Below are 13,636 nucleotides of genomic sequence, written 5' to 3'. Positions count from 1 at the left end.
GACACGGCACTAGGTGCTCTGACCGGCAACGTTCACCGGCTTGCGATGGATGAATGGAGAGTCCGGGGGACGGAACCGATGCCGGGACTACCGCACCGAGTGAGCGCGCCGTGCGGTGAGCGCGGGCTGGTAGTACCCGCTGGAGGCCGGACTGTGCCAGGTGATGTCGGTGAAGCCGGCCTCGGCCACGAACTCGGTCAACTGCGAGCGTGTCAGCGCCCAGTAGGTGCTCCGGCGGACTCGGACGTTCCAGGTGCTCCCTGCGGGGATGAGCTGGAAGTGCTCCAGGTCGTAGCGCTCGCCGTCCTCGTGCCAGTGCCACAGCTGGAAGGTGATCACCTGGCCGTCGCGCGTGTCCGAGACCTGGGGAGGGGTCGCAGTGGGCCTGGTCCGGCGCGCCTCGTCATAGCCCCGGACGGTGAGCACCAACAGTCCGTCGTCTCGGAGCACGCGTCTCATGCCGAGGAGCGCTGTCCGGACATCTTGCGTGGAGAGCAGGTGCGGGAGTGAGTTATCCGCGCAGAGGACGACGTCGAAGGCCCCGTCCCTGAAAGGCAGTTCGCGCATGTCGGCTGCGGCGGCAGGAAGCCGGCTGCCTCGGGCCGCCGCCTCGGCGGCGGCGCGCGCGGCTGCGACCGGGCTCAGGTCGCTGCCGACGACCTGGTGCCCGGCCAAGGTCAGGCCGATCGCCTGGGTGCCGATCCCGCACGAGCAGTCCAGGACGGCATGCGGCCCCGCTCCGAGGCACCGGCTGACAAGACCGTCCAGTACCTCGGACTGGTACGCCATGCTCGCGTCCCAGTCCCGGAACATCAGGTGGTAGTCGTGGGCCAAGTCGTCGTAGAAATCCCGCACGGAGAGCTCGGACATGTACCCCACCGTAGTGCGTGGCCGCCAGGGGGATCGGCAGTGCAGGCTGCGGCTGCCTGACTTCGGTTTTTCATCGGCGAGGGTGAGCATGCGGTCACGGCAGAGTCAGCAGCCCGGGCCGACCGGCGCAGACGATGTCAGGGCGAGTGCGGCGATCCGCAGCTCGGAAGCCCACGCCCGCTGGTCAAGCCTCACGGTGTACTCAAGGCAGCACACGCATGGCGGTATCAGCCTCACAAACGATCGCTCCTCTGCAGTTTCGACTTCCGTTTCCCACCAGTCGTCCGTCGCCAGGTCGGCGGGAGCGATTTCTCCATCGACGAGTCTCGCCGCCAGCCGGCGCAGGGCGTGGCGCCGTGCCAGAGCAGGATCGGGCAACGCCATCGCGCACTCGGAGAGTGCTTGCTCGAACGCGTTGCGGATGTCGTGAGGATCTGCGTTGCGCGGCCAACCGGCGAGCTCGCACAGCGTCGGGGTGTCCAGACCGGCCGCGAGTGCCTCCGCAGCGATCATCGGCAGGTCATCCGGGCGGATCTCGCCTGCCTGATAACGGCACGCCACCTCACCCAGAGTCGTGAGGCCGCTCTGCGTTGGGGCTTCCGGTTCCGGTGTCGTTCCTGCTGATCTCATGACTCCTACGATGCCAGCACCGTTTCCAAGGGGGGCTGCCCAGGGGCCGGTCCACTCGACTCTCACCCGGGTGTTCGCGTGAACTCGTAGGCCCGACCCCGCGAAGACACGACAGCCCATCCTTGAGGGCCCGCTGAGAACTCTTCAGTCTGCCTGAACCTGCGGGACTCGGTTCGATGTCGCCGGCATCCACCCGCTGCCTGCCTCGCGAGCGCCGACCCGGTGAACCTTCTCGGTCGGAGCAACTAGCGGGCGACGGCCGCCTCCACGCCGTTCAGCAGGACGGCGAGGCCGGTGCGGAACGCCTCCCGGGTCTGGGCCTCCAAGGGGTTGCCGCGGTCGTGCCCTGCCTCGGGGGCGGCGGTGCCGGGTACTGGCGCCGCCGCCTCACCCAGGACGACGCGCCCACCGCCGAGGATCTCGCCGACGCGCAGGAGAAGCTGGCTCAGGCTCAGGCCGCGGGCTGAGCCTGGCCGGCACGTCCGGGCGTGCGTCCGATCGGGGGATGGACAGGGGTCGGGCGGGGGTGCGGACGGGGGTGCGGTCGTGGGCGGTCGGGGGCAGGGAGACGGCTGGGGTCGGTCGGTGGCGGGATGGCCGCCGGCACACGGTGGGTTCCGGGGGCGTCCGCCTGGGCAGGGTGGATAGCGAACGGTCGGACGCCATCCGGCCGCGGACGGACCATGACGGACCAGACGGACCGCCGCGGGCCATGACGGCCGCGCCGGCCGCGAGGGCCGTGACGATGACGAGCTGAGGAGCAGGAGTGGGCGACGTGACCACGCAGACGGGCAGCAGGTACGGCGAGATCAGGCACCGGGACGTCGAGGTGAACGGCGTCCGGCTGCACCTCGCCGAACAGGGCGAGGGGCCACTCGTCCTGTTGCTGCACGGCTTCCCGGAGAGCTGGTACTCCTGGCGCCACCAGTTCGCCCCGCTCGCCGCGGCCGGCTACCGGGTGGTCGCCCCCGACCAGCGCGGCTACGCCCGCAGCGAGCAGCCCGCGGCCGTCGACGCCTACACCCTGCTCCACCTGGTCGGCGACGTCACCGCTCTGATCGGCGCGCTCGGCGGTGAGCCGGCCGTGGTGGTCGGCCACGACTGGGGTGCGCCGGTCGCCTGGTCCAGCGCCACGCTCCGCCCCGACCTGGTGCGCGGCGTGGCCGGGCTGAGCGTCCCGCCGTTGCCGGTCTCCGGGCTGGCTCCGCTCGCGCAGTCCCGCGAGCGGTTCGGCGACGGCTTCTACCAGAACTACTTCCAGCGGCCCGGCGTCGCCGACGCCGAACTCGCCCGGGACCCGCACTCCTCCTTCCGTCGCGTCCTGTTCAGCGGCTCCGGCGACCGCCCCGGCGCCGACCGCCCGCGCGTCTGGGTCGTCCCCGAGGGGCGCACCCTGCTGGACACGGTCCCCGACCCGGAGAAGCTGCCCGACTGGCTCACCGAGGACGACATCGAGGCCTTCGCCGCCGACTACGCCGGGCACGGCGAGCGCGCTTTCACCGGCCCGCTCAACTGGTACCGGAACATCGACCGCAACAACGAGCTGCTCGCCGCCTTCGCGGGGCTGCGCATCGAGGTGCCCGCGCTCTACGTGGCCGGGGATCGGGACATGGTGACGGCGATGGTCGGGCCCGACGCGCTCCTCCACCTGCTGGAGCGGAACACGCCCAAGCTCCACCGGCACGTCACCCTGCCCGGCGCGGGTCACTGGACGCAGCAGGAGCGCCCGGCCGAGGTCACCGCAGCGCTGCTGGACTTCCTCCGGCACCTGGACGGCTGAACCTCCCAGCCCGGCTGCCTCCCCGCCCGGCTGCCTCCCTGGCCTCTCGTCAGACAGGAAGCAGCCGGGCGATCAGCTCGCCGAGCCGGCGGGCGTTGCGGCAGGAGTGCATCTCCACCGCCTCGGCGTAGGCGAGTGCCGCCGAGTCGCCGGAGCCCCAGAGCGCGGGCTGCTCCGGGTTGAGCCAGTACACCCGGCGGGCCCGCGCGGCGATCAGGCGCAGCGCGGGCACGTTCGGATCGCGGTGGTTGTTGCGGGCGTCGCCGAGGACCAGCACGCTGGTGCGCGGGCCGACCGCGTCCAGGTGGTGCTCGGCGAACTCGCCCAGGGCCGAGCCGTAGTCGCTGTTGCCGTGGTGGCCCATCACCTTCGGCTCGGTGAGGATGCGCCGGGCGAGGACGGCGGGGTCGGCGCCGTCGCCGCTCCCGGCCAGCAGCCCGGTCACCTCGGCGGTGCGGTTGACGAAGGCGAACACCCGGACCTTGCTGAACTGGTCGCTCATCGCCCGCACCAGCAGCATGGTGAAGTCGGCGAAACCGGCCACCGATCCGGACACGTCGCAGAGCAGCACGATCTCGGGCCGGGCCGGCCGGCGCAGGCGGTACGCGGGGCGCAGCGGCACACCGCCGGTGGAGAGCGAGCGGCGCAGGGTGCGGCGCAGGTCGATCCGCCCGCGGGCGGCCCGCCGCCGCCGAGCCGCCAGACGGGTGGCCAGCTTGCGGGCCAACGGGTGCACGGTGCGGCGTAGTTCGGCGAGCTGGTCCCGGCCGGCCGCGAGGAAGTCGATCCGGTCGGCGCTGGGTGCGACGGCGCGTTCGGCGATCCGCTCGGTGCCGCGCAGCTCGGCGACCCGGCGGCGGGCCTCGGTGCCGACCATGGCGCGGAAGCCCTGGATGCGACGGCGGATCTCGTCGGCGAGGAGGAGGTCGGAGACGTCGGCCGGGGCGCCGGGGGCGGCGTTCGCGGTGGCACCCTCCCGCAGCGCCGCCAGGACGCGGGCGAGCAGCGTCTCGGGCGCGAGCCGGCCGAGGGTCTGGTGGGCGGACCAGCCGTCCGAGCCGGGGACGGAGCCGACGCCGAACCGGCCGAACGCGGCGACCGCCTCGCCGGCCAGGCGGGCCTGTGCCGCCCGGTCGTCGGCGGCCAGTGCGGCGGCCAGGCGCTCGCGCAGCTGGTCGCGGACGGCCTCCGGGGTGGCCGCCTCGTTCTCCGCCGAGCTGTCCCGGGCGGCCTCGGGGGCGCCTACGCCCAGCGGGAAGTACAGGTCGAAGGTGGCGTCGTAGACGCCGCGCTGCCCCTCCGAGCGGAGCAGCGCGGCCGCCAGCCCGGCCCGCAGCTGCTCCCGGTCGGCGAGACCGAGGACGTCGGCCACGGCGGCCGCGTCCACCGTCTCGGCCGGGCCGATCCGCAGCCCGTGGGCGCGCAGGGCCCGGACCAGGCCGGTCAGCCGGGCGGCGAGGTCGGTCGTACCGGCCTCGGCGGTACCCCTGCCGGCGGTTCCGGCGCCGGCGGTTCTGTCGCCCGTGGTACCGGTGTCGGCGGCTCCAACTCCCGCGGCACCGGCGCCCGCCGTACCTGATCCGGTCGGGACGCTCATGCCAGGGTGAGCTTCTGCGTGGCCTTCAGCACGTCGTCCTGGTGCTTGAGGATCACCCCGAGGGTGTCGCGGACGACCGCCTCGTCGAGGGTGTCGGCGCCGAGCGCGAGCAGTGTGCGGGCCCAGTCGATGGTCTCGGCCACCGACGGCGCCTTGCGCAGCTCCATCGCCCGCAGCGCGCCGACCACGCGCACCAGCGACTCGGCCAGCGTGGCGTCCAGGCCGGGGACCTTCAGGCGGACGATCCGGCGCTCCAACTCGGCGTCCGGGTAGTCGAGGTGGAGGAAGAGGCAGCGGCGGCGCAGCGCCTCGGACAGTTCGCGGGTGGCGTTGGAGGTGAGCAGCACGAAGGGGCGCCGGGTCGCCGCGATGGTGCCCAGCTCCGGGACGGTGACCTGGAAGTCGCTGAGCACCTCCAGCAGCAGCGCCTCCACCTCGACGTCGGCCTTGTCCATCTCGTCGATCAGCAGCACGGTCGGCTCGTCGCCGCGGATGGCGGTCAGCAGCGGGCGGGTGAGCAGGAACTCCTCGCCGAAGATGTCGGTGCGGGCCTGGTCCCAGCCCTCGTCCCGGCCGGCGGTGATCCGCAGCAGCTGCTTGGCGTGGTTCCACTCGTAGAGGGCCCTGGCCTCGTCGATGCCCTCGTAGCACTGCAGCCGGACCAGCCGCGCCCGGCCGATCTCGGCGACCGCCTTGGCCAGTTCGGTCTTGCCGACCCCGGCCGGGCCCTCGACGAGCAGCGGCTTGCCCAGCCGGTCGGCGAGGAAGACGGTGGTGGCCACCGCGGTGGAGGCGAGGTAGCCGACCTCGGCCATCCTGGCGGCGGCATCCGCCGCCGACTCGAAGAACCCGGTGCCGTCGCCGCCCATGTGCTCCACTCCCCGTCGATCGCCCTGCCGGTGCGCCTGTGCTCCGCACCTTACCGGCCGGTCACTTCGCTGTCCCGGGTGGCCGGAGGGCCGGACGCCCCGACTCCCCGGTCCGCCGGGCGGGCACCGGAGCGCGCCGCCGTACGGAGCTCGGCGCCCGGCCCGTCCGGGGCTCGGCGCGTGGCGAGGAGGGGCGAGAGGAGGGGCCAGAGGAGTGGCAAGGAGTGCCAAGGAGTGCCAAGGAGGGCCGAGCGGAGCGGCAAGGCGTTGCGAAGCGGCGAGCGGCGCGCGGCACCCTTTCGGGGCCGCCCGCCACCCGCCGCTCCACCCGTCTACTGCAGCCCGTGGGGCGTCAGTTGACGTAGATGTGCGGGCTTCCGGCGACCGAGCTGTCGATGACCGGTCCGTAGGTGGCGGAGAAGTAGCCGGTGGCGAAGCAGGTGCTGGGGCCGGAGACCTTGGCGAACGGCTGGGCGGCGAAGCCGATGGTCTGCCCGGTGTTGTTGGTGGTGCCGGAGATGCTGCCGGGGGCCCGGTAGGTGCAGGTCGTGGTGCCGAGGATGGTGTTCAGCACCACCGTGGTCTGCAGCGGGCCCGCGGTGCCCGGGCTGAGGGTGACGGGGTTGCCGGCGGCGTCGCTCACCGCGTTGGTGTAGGCCAGGTTGTTGACCGTGATGCTCTGCACGGAGATGACGCCGATGACGTTGGCGGTGCAGGAGCCGAAGGTGTGGCTGTTGAGCTGCTCGACGGCCACGCCCGGTGCGGCCGGGTTGCTGGTCACGGTCGCGGAGAACGAGGAGGCGGCACACTTGATGCCGCTCGTCCCGGTCGCGCTGGAGTAGAAGGTGGCGTAGCTGCCGGGGGTCAGGTTGGCGGTCAGGACGTCGCCGGCGGCGACGGCGGTGCCGCCCGCGCTGCCGTAGGTCAGCACGGCGGGGCCGGCGGCCTGGGCGGGGGTGACGGCGGCGGTGGCCAGGGCGATGGCGGCGAGGGCCGCGGCGCCGAGGGTGCGGCGGATGCGCATGGGGGTGCCTCTCTCCGAACGGAGTTGGGTGGGGGAGCCCGCGGAGGTCGCGCGGAGGTACGCGCGGCGGGATGACGCAGGGTTGCCGCGGCGGACGCGGCGGGATGGCGCAGGGTCGCTGCGGTGAATGCGGCGGGACGGCGCAGGGTTTGCCGCGGTGGACGCGGCGGGGCAGTGTCGGGCGGCGCGTAGGGCGCGTGCCGGCACGTCGGCGGTGCACGGTGGGGGAGGGCGCGTCCGGTGGTGCGGCGGGCCCGGCGCCACGGGCCCGCCCGTACGGCGAGAAGGTGCAGGGAGTGCGTGGGGTGCATGTCGGCGGCTGCCACCGCCGTATGCGTTTCGCCATACTGAACAGTCGGAACGCGCGAAGGTCTCCGGCGGCTGCTCGCCGTGAATGGGAAACCTGCGAGTGTTGTAAACCAGCCCTTGCGTCAATGTCAAGACAGAGCACAGGAGTTGGCGATGAATCCGGATGCTCTCCAGGGCGCCGAGGCGCTACTGCTGCCGGGTGCGCGCACCGGCCGCGACCCGGCCCGCTCGATCAAGCGCGGCCCGAGCCGGCTGCCGCCCGAGGCGGTCGCGGCCACCCAGCGCGAGCGGCTGCTCGACGGCCTGGTCCACACCGTGGCCCAACGCGGCTACCAGCACGCCACGGTGAGCGACATCTGCCGCGCGGCGGGCGTGACCAGGCCGGTGTTCTACGAGCTGTTCAGCGGCAAGGAGGATGCCTTCCTGGCCGCCCACCGGCACGGCACCGGGGTGGTGATGCGCCGGATGGCGGCCGCGTTCGCGGCGGCGCCGGACTGGTGCACCGGTATCCGCGAGGCCCTGCGTGCGCTGCTCGGTCTGCTGGCGGGCGTCCCGGCGTTCGCCACCATGGCGGTGATCGAGGTCGAGGCCGTCGGCCCGGCGGGGCGCCGTGAGATCGCCCAACTCCTCACCCGTTTCCGGGCGTTCTTCGCCGAGGTGCCCGAACCGCCGGGGGGTGTCGCGGCGGATGTGCTGGTGGACGCGGTGGTCGGCGGCGTCTACCGCACCCTCCATCGTGCGGTCGACTCCGGCCGCACTGCCCAACTACCCGAGCTGCTGCCGGTGTTGAGCCTGTTTTGCCTGGCGCCGTTCCTCGGCCCGACGGAGGCCCAGCGGCGGCTTTCGGCGGTGCCGCACCAGGATTGACGCAGTATCAGGCATGCGGGCGATGATCCTTCGTGCACCCGTATTGACCCGCCGGATACCCGGCAGTAGCTTCCAGTTACCGACTGCGGTCCGACCGGCCCGCCCCGCTGCCGAGGGGCGGGCCACCGGCCGGGCCGCAGAACGCTGTCCGCGCCAGGGCAACGTGCCAGTGCCTGCACATCCCCCACCACCCGAGGGAGCACACATGGCCACGTCCGAGGACGCCGCCCCCACACCCGAAAGCACCGGGACACCCGTCGGCACGAGAGGGAGGGTCCGGCTGCGGCGCACCGCGCTGATGGCCGTCCCCGCCGTCGCCGTCGGCGCCGTCCTGATGACCCTCACGGCACAGGGCGTGCTCGCCGCCCAGTTCGCCATCTCCGGAATGCCGTTCACCGTCACCGCCGACAGCCTGGACGGCGTCGGCTTCGAGCAGTTCGGCAGCCTGGACCACATGATCGACGGCAGCCCGAACGCCGGCGACACCGGCGGCCAGGTGCTGGTCGCCGTCTCGGCGATCAAGCAGGCCGAGCTGACCAAACTCTGCCAGAGCGTCGACCTCGGCGGCATCAACCTGCTGATCAAGGCCGGCGACGGCGGCACCCCCGTGACCGCCACCGACCTCACCACCGACTCGGACCTGCTCTCCGGCGACGCGTCGTTCAAGAACATCGAGATCGGCGGCGACGCCAGCACGTACACCAAGGCCGGCGTCAAGGGCCTGCCGGGCGTCTTCGGGCAGCAGGCCGACACCGTCACCATCAGGAACCTGCGGCAGCACAACTACGCCACCACCGCAGGGGCGTTCAAGCTGCCCAACCTCCGGCTGAGCTTCAGCTCGGAGGGCTGCTGACGGTGGCTGACCCCGTACCCGAAGCCGCCGCCCGCGCCGGTGCCGCCGGGCCCGAGAAAGCCGAAGCATCCGGGGTGACCGAAGCACCTGGGGCGACCGAAGCGTCCGGGGTGCCCGCGGCATCCGGGGTGCCCGCCGAGACGGCCCCCGTCGCCGCGCGCGACGCCCGGGGTTGGCGCGGCTGGCGGGGCCGGCGCCCGTTCTGGGGCGGTCTGCTGGTGCTGCTGGGCGGCGCCGAGATCCTCTTCACCCTGCGGGCCCCGCTGCCCGTCGTCCTGCACATCGGGATGCAGGGGCTGGCCGGCTACCTGGTACCGGTGGTGATGGTGATCTGCGGCGTGCTGATCCTGCTCAACCCCGCCCAGCGGCTGTTCTACTCCATCCTCGCCGTACTCGCCTCGCTGGCCAGCTGGATCACCTCCAACCTGGGCGGCTTCCTGATCGGCATGATCATCGGAGTGCTGGGCGCCTGCCTCACCTTCGGGTGGCTGCCCGACCAGCCCCCACGCCGCCGCCGGCTGCGCCGCACACCCCGCGGCAAGGCCGCCGGACCAGCCCGGGCGTGAGCCGGCTCCGGGCCTGACACGGCGCCCCACCCCCCCCGGCGATGGGAGAGCACCGGGGACGGGGCGCCGTGTCCGTCTGCCGCATCATCCGGCGCCGCCGGCCCACCCGATGAAAACGACCCCTTGCAGAACGTGGTCTCAGGACCCTCGAAGCGCCTTGTGCGCGCCGTACGCCTCGATGAAGCCCTGAACCGTCTGCAGATCGTCGGCGAAGGATTCGGACCGCCACTTCGTCGTGCTGCCGTCGCGGTGGTGGAGATCGACCCAGACGGAAAGGGTCACGAGAGAGCTGTCGGAGAAGCTGCGCCCGCTCGGCGTGCAGCGTCATCCCGGTCAGGTCGTGGAAACCGACGATCGTCAGCGGCTTGCTCTCGTCGGTGTATTCGACAGCGCCGTCAGGGGTGATGACCAGCAGCGGGGCCGGATCATGCGACGTCCCGTGCAACAAGCCGGAGAGCTTCCCCCGCGGCCTGGTGAAGACTCGCCAGTTCGTCGGTACGGGTCCCTGGCGCGCCTGGGCGAGGATCGTTCCCGGATCGGTCATGTCGCCTCCGGTGTCGGCCACCGCCGCCCGGCGGCAGGCACCGCGCTGCGCGCGCTGACGCCTGAGACTTCACGTGCTGCAGTCATCTCCCGACCTCTCGCCCGAGACGCCCCCACTCGACCCTGCATCGTTGGTGCGCCGAGTGCATCCCGGGAGCGGGGGAGGGGGCTCGATGCCCACGCCGCTGTGCTGGGGCCCCCGGGGCGCGGGGTCGGAAACCGGCCAGGAGGCCGGGGAGTCTCTCCCCGGCCTCCTGGTGACCTCTGGCGAGGGATCGGGAGACGCCCCACCGTGGCCCGCCCGCGTCACCCACGGGCAGCGCCGTGCCGGAGTGAACCGCTCGGGGAGAGTACGGGGCAGGGCGCCGTACTCGGCCGGAGGCGGCATCCTCAGATGGTCGAGGCGTCGATCACGAAGCGGTAGCGCACGTCGCTCGCCAGGACCCGTGCGTAGGCCGCGTTGATCTGGTCGGCGCTGATCAGCTCGATCTCGGCGCCGATTCCGTGCTCGGCGCAGAAGTCCAGCATCTCCTGGGTCTCCGGCAGCCCGCCGATCATGGAGCCGGACAGCGACTTCCGCCCGACCAGCAGCGCGTGGGCGTTCACCGTGACCGGCTTCTCGGGCGCCCCGACCTGGACCAGCGTGCCGCCGGTCCTCAGCAGGCCGAGGTAGGCGCTCAGGTCGAGGTCGGCCGACACGGTGTTGACGATCAGGTCGAAGGTGCCGGCCAGCTCGCTGAAGGTGGCCGGGTCGGAGGTGGCGCGGTAGTCGTCCGCGCCGAGCCGCAGGCCGTCCTCCCGCTTGCGCAGCGACTGGCTGAGCACGGTGACCTCGGCCCCCTTGGCGTGCGCGATCTTCACGCCCATGTGCCCGAGCCCGCCGAGGCCGACGATCGCGACCTTCTTGCCCGGGCCGGCGCCCCAGTGGGTGAGCGGCGAGTAGAGCGTGATCCCGGCGCAGAGCAGCGGCGCGGCGACATCCAGCGGCAGTGCGTCCGGGATGCGCAGCGCGTACGCCTCGTCCACCACCAGCTGCGTCGAGTAGCCGCCGTACGTCGGCTCGCCGTCGCGGCCCACGCCGTTGTAGGTGAAGACCGTGCCCGAGCTGCCGGTGCAGTACTGCTGGAGCCCGGCCAGGCAGTTGTCGCACTCCCGGCAGGAGTCGACGAAGCAGCCGACCCCGACCCGGTCGCCGGCCGCCCAGCGGGTCACGCCCGGGCCGACCTCGGCGACCACGCCGGCGATCTCGTGGCCCGGCACCATCGGGAAGATGCCGTCGCCCCAGTCCTCGCCGACCTGGTGGATGTCGGAGTGGCAGATGCCCGCGAAGCGGACGTCGATCAGGATGTCGTGCTCGCCCAGCGCCCGGCGCGGGATGGTGGTCTTCTCCAGCGGCGCCTTGGGGGTGAGGGAGGCGTACGCGGAGACGCTCCGCGGCCGGCCGGTGCCCGTCGCGTTCGTGGTGCCCGTCGTGTTCGTGGTGCCCGTCGTCGTCGTGTTCGTCATGTGCATCAGCCTGCGCCGGACCGATCGGGGTAACCAGGCCAGAGCTTGTCGTACGCACGCCCAACGTACGACTGGCAGGCTCACCCTCATACTGGGCCGCATGGACCAGCGCACCGAACTGAGCGAATTCCTCCGGTCGCGGCGGGCCCGGCTGCGGCCCGAGGACGTCGGCCTGCCCGACCACGGAACCCGCCGCCGCGTCCCCGGCCTGCGCCGGGAGGAGCTGGCGCAGCTGGCGGGCGTGAGCACGGCCTACTACATCCGGCTGGAGCAGGGCCACGGCGAGTCCGTCTCCGCCGCCGTGCTGGACTCGATCGCCCGCGCCCTGCGGCTGACCCCGGCCGAACGCGAGCACCTCCAGCGGATCACCAAGCCCGCGCGCCGCCGGACGGGGCGCGCCGGGGCGGCCCGCCCGCAGCAGGTCCGGCCGGCGCTGCAGCAGCTGCTCGACGCGATGGAGGGCGTGCCCGCCTACGTGCTCGGACGGCGGCTGGACATCATCGGCTGGAACCGGCTGGGCAACGCCCTGCTCGGCGACTTCTCCGCGATGGCGCCCGAGCAGCGCAACATGGCCTGGCACGTCTTCCTCGACCCGGCCGCACGCGAGCTGTACGACGACTGGGAGGGCAAGGCCACGGACGTGGTGGGCATCCTGCGGCTGGACGCCGGGCGCGACCCCGACGACCCCCGGCTCACCTCCCTGATCGGTGAACTCTCCCTCAAGAGCGCCGACTTCCGCCGGCTCTGGGCCGCGCACGACATCCGCGACAAGGGGCACGGCAGCAAGGAGCTGCACCACCCGGTGGTCGGCCGGCTCACCCTGCGGTACGAGACGCTGCGCCCGGCCGGCGAGCCGGACCTGGTGCTGGTCACCTACCACGCCGATCCCGGCTCGACCTCGGCCGAGTCGCTCCGGCTGCTGGCGAGTTGGGTGGCGACGGAGACGCCGACCGGGACGTCGACCCGGGCGTCGACCGATGCCGTCACCGGGACGTCGACCGATGCGGCGGCCGGCGGGTCGGCTGCGGCTGCGGAGGCGGTGGGACGGAAGTCCTCTCCGGAGACGTCGCGTTAGGCCGCTGGTCCCGGTCCCGCCGGGACCACCGGCCCTGTCCCGGCCCGGTCGCCCGGCCGTCTACTGGACCTGTCGCCGTCCGGGCCCACCCCTGCCCGGACGCGGCCGGGTCCTGTCGGGCGGGCGAACTGCCGTCGAATCATGGATGTCTGACGGTGCGTCAGTCTTTCGTTCCATCCGTGATCTTGCGTGGGTATCCCGGCTTCGGCCGGGGAGGGAAACGCATCCTTGTCTCGGAGGCGCGAAGCGCCGGAGGTCCGTGTCCGACGCGCCGGCCCCGGCGGCGTCAGTGCGGCGCTGGTCGACCGCACCGTCGTGGGCGACCGGCTGCGGCTCGGCCCGCCACGCGGCGCGCTGCTCCCCGAGGACGGCGGAGGCGACCACCGGCCCGCCCCGGTGACGGGGGCTGCTGTGACGGGGCGGTGAGCCCGGTGCGGGCGGGGTTTCGCCCGGGGCGTGCCGGCAGTCGCGGCGCACGGGCGCCGGGCACCGCCGGACACGCCCCGGGCGAACCGGTCAGACCCGCACGGTGAGCCAGGCGCCGAGGCCGCTGCACCCGCGTGCGTCGTACGTGGTGCTGCGGTATCCGGCCGGGATCGGCGAGTACGGGCAGGTCCAGATCCCGTTCCGGACCAGCTGGTGGAACCAGGCGCCGACGCCGCTGCACCCCTTGGTGTCGAAGTTCGTCAGGACGTAGCCGGGGACGATCGGCGAGCCCCCGCAGGTCCAGATCCCGTCGCGCACGGGCTGCTGGAACCAGGCGCCGTAGCCGTTGCAGCCGCGGATGTCGAACATCGTGATGACGTAGCCCGGGGGGACGGCCACGCCGGGACACGTCCACCCGCCCACCGAGGCCGCGGCGGCGGGCGCGGCGGCCGCCGCCGGAGCGCCGGCCGCCATCACGGAGAAGGAAGAGTCGGCCGCGGGTATGGCAGCCGTGAGAGCGGCCGCGGGAGCAGCCGCGGGAGCGGCGGCGACGGCCGCTCCGGCCGTGGTGCCCGTGAACGCGGCCGCGAGCAGCGCGACCGTGGCGGCCGTACGGGCGATCCACCCGAGGGCGGTGGTCGTCCGTGAGCGGTCTCTCGGCTGACGAAGAGTCAAAGTCATGGCACACCGGTCCGATCGGTAGTCCTCCCCGGCGCGCTTG

The 13,636-nt window shown here is 73.0% G+C and carries 14 protein-coding genes and 1 pseudogene; 7 read left to right on the top strand and 8 right to left on the bottom strand.

Translation table 11 applies throughout. From position 1 onward, the window contains the following. Window positions 1-87: 87 nt before the first annotated feature. Window positions 88-870, bottom strand: coding sequence for a class I SAM-dependent methyltransferase (locus ACZ5WK_RS31425; RefSeq protein WP_465552450.1), 783 nt, complete (start codon window positions 868-870; stop codon window positions 88-90). 105 nt (window positions 871-975) lie between these two features. Then, window positions 976-1,500, bottom strand: coding sequence for a hypothetical protein (locus tag ACZ5WK_RS31420; RefSeq protein WP_465552448.1), 525 nt, complete (start codon window positions 1,498-1,500; stop codon window positions 976-978). Between the two features lie 365 nt (window positions 1,501-1,865). Between ACZ5WK_RS31420 and ACZ5WK_RS31415 the strand changes: the two are divergent. Both ACZ5WK_RS31415 and ACZ5WK_RS31410 read left to right on the top strand, forming a co-directional pair. After that, a pseudogene (locus ACZ5WK_RS31415) lies at window positions 1,866-1,967 on the top strand (siderophore-interacting protein); the annotation flags it as partial. A gap of 308 nt (window positions 1,968-2,275) precedes the next feature. Continuing rightward, a complete protein-coding gene (locus ACZ5WK_RS31410) occupies window positions 2,276-3,280 on the top strand; it encodes an alpha/beta fold hydrolase (RefSeq protein ID WP_465552446.1) in 1,005 nt (334 codons plus the stop codon). Between the two features lie 49 nt (window positions 3,281-3,329). Here ACZ5WK_RS31410 and ACZ5WK_RS31405 read toward each other — a convergent pair whose 3' ends face one another. The 3 genes from ACZ5WK_RS31405 to ACZ5WK_RS31395 all read right to left on the bottom strand — a co-directional run bounded on the left by ACZ5WK_RS31405 (window position 3,330) and on the right by ACZ5WK_RS31395 (window position 6,770). Beyond that, entirely contained in the window at window positions 3,330-4,877 is a 1,548-nt protein-coding gene (locus ACZ5WK_RS31405; RefSeq protein ID WP_465552444.1) for a VWA domain-containing protein, read from the bottom strand. Continuing rightward, complete coding sequence (locus tag ACZ5WK_RS31400; RefSeq protein WP_396325173.1) at window positions 4,874-5,746, bottom strand: AAA family ATPase; 873 nt, start codon at window positions 5,744-5,746, stop codon at window positions 4,874-4,876. Before ACZ5WK_RS31400 ends, ACZ5WK_RS31405 begins: the two co-directional genes overlap by 4 nt. A gap of 352 nt (window positions 5,747-6,098) precedes the next feature. Continuing rightward, on the bottom strand, window positions 6,099-6,770 hold the full coding sequence (locus tag ACZ5WK_RS31395; RefSeq protein WP_465552442.1) for a Tat pathway signal sequence domain protein: 672 nt from the start codon (window positions 6,768-6,770) through the stop codon (window positions 6,099-6,101). A 462-nt stretch (window positions 6,771-7,232) separates the two neighbouring features. On the opposite strand from ACZ5WK_RS31395, the gene ACZ5WK_RS31390 reads away from it, so the two are divergent. From ACZ5WK_RS31390 to ACZ5WK_RS31380, 3 genes are all read left to right on the top strand, one after another. Then, on the top strand, window positions 7,233-7,946 hold the full coding sequence (locus tag ACZ5WK_RS31390) for a TetR/AcrR family transcriptional regulator (RefSeq protein ID WP_465552440.1): 714 nt from the start codon (window positions 7,233-7,235) through the stop codon (window positions 7,944-7,946). 205 nt (window positions 7,947-8,151) lie between these two features. Next, window positions 8,152-8,799 carry a DUF6230 family protein gene (locus tag ACZ5WK_RS31385; protein ID WP_465552438.1) on the top strand — a complete coding sequence of 216 codons (648 nt, stop codon included), beginning with the start codon at window positions 8,152-8,154 and terminating at the stop codon, window positions 8,797-8,799. 128 nt (window positions 8,800-8,927) lie between these two features. Beyond that, window positions 8,928-9,365, top strand: a complete 438-nt coding sequence (locus ACZ5WK_RS31380) for a DUF6114 domain-containing protein (protein ID WP_465552490.1) — start codon at window positions 8,928-8,930, stop codon at window positions 9,363-9,365. A 138-nt stretch (window positions 9,366-9,503) separates the two neighbouring features. Here ACZ5WK_RS31380 and ACZ5WK_RS31375 read toward each other — a convergent pair whose 3' ends face one another. Next, window positions 9,504-9,647 carry a hypothetical protein gene (locus ACZ5WK_RS31375; RefSeq protein ID WP_465552436.1) on the bottom strand — a complete coding sequence of 48 codons (144 nt, stop codon included), beginning with the start codon at window positions 9,645-9,647 and terminating at the stop codon, window positions 9,504-9,506. A 651-nt stretch (window positions 9,648-10,298) separates the two neighbouring features. Continuing rightward, window positions 10,299-11,414, bottom strand: coding sequence for an NAD(P)-dependent alcohol dehydrogenase (locus tag ACZ5WK_RS31370; RefSeq protein ID WP_465552434.1), 1,116 nt, complete (start codon window positions 11,412-11,414; stop codon window positions 10,299-10,301). 100 nt (window positions 11,415-11,514) lie between these two features. Between ACZ5WK_RS31370 and ACZ5WK_RS31365 the strand changes: the two genes are divergently transcribed. Beyond that, a complete protein-coding gene (locus ACZ5WK_RS31365) occupies window positions 11,515-12,489 on the top strand; it encodes a helix-turn-helix domain-containing protein (RefSeq protein ID WP_465552432.1) in 975 nt (324 codons plus the stop codon). 228 nt (window positions 12,490-12,717) lie between these two features. Next, on the top strand, window positions 12,718-12,915 hold the full coding sequence (locus tag ACZ5WK_RS31360; RefSeq protein WP_465552430.1) for a hypothetical protein: 198 nt from the start codon (window positions 12,718-12,720) through the stop codon (window positions 12,913-12,915). 90 nt (window positions 12,916-13,005) lie between these two features. Here the strand turns inward: ACZ5WK_RS31360 and ACZ5WK_RS31355 are convergent, their stop codons facing one another. Beyond that, complete coding sequence (locus ACZ5WK_RS31355) at window positions 13,006-13,596, bottom strand: hypothetical protein (protein WP_465552428.1); 591 nt, start codon at window positions 13,594-13,596, stop codon at window positions 13,006-13,008. Window positions 13,597-13,636 lie beyond the last annotated feature (40 nt).

The sequence above is a fragment of the Kitasatospora sp. NPDC032757 genome, assembly GCF_055579305.1.
The sequence above is the reverse complement of the archived record's forward strand: the minus strand, read 5'-3'. Positions and strand labels throughout refer to the sequence as shown.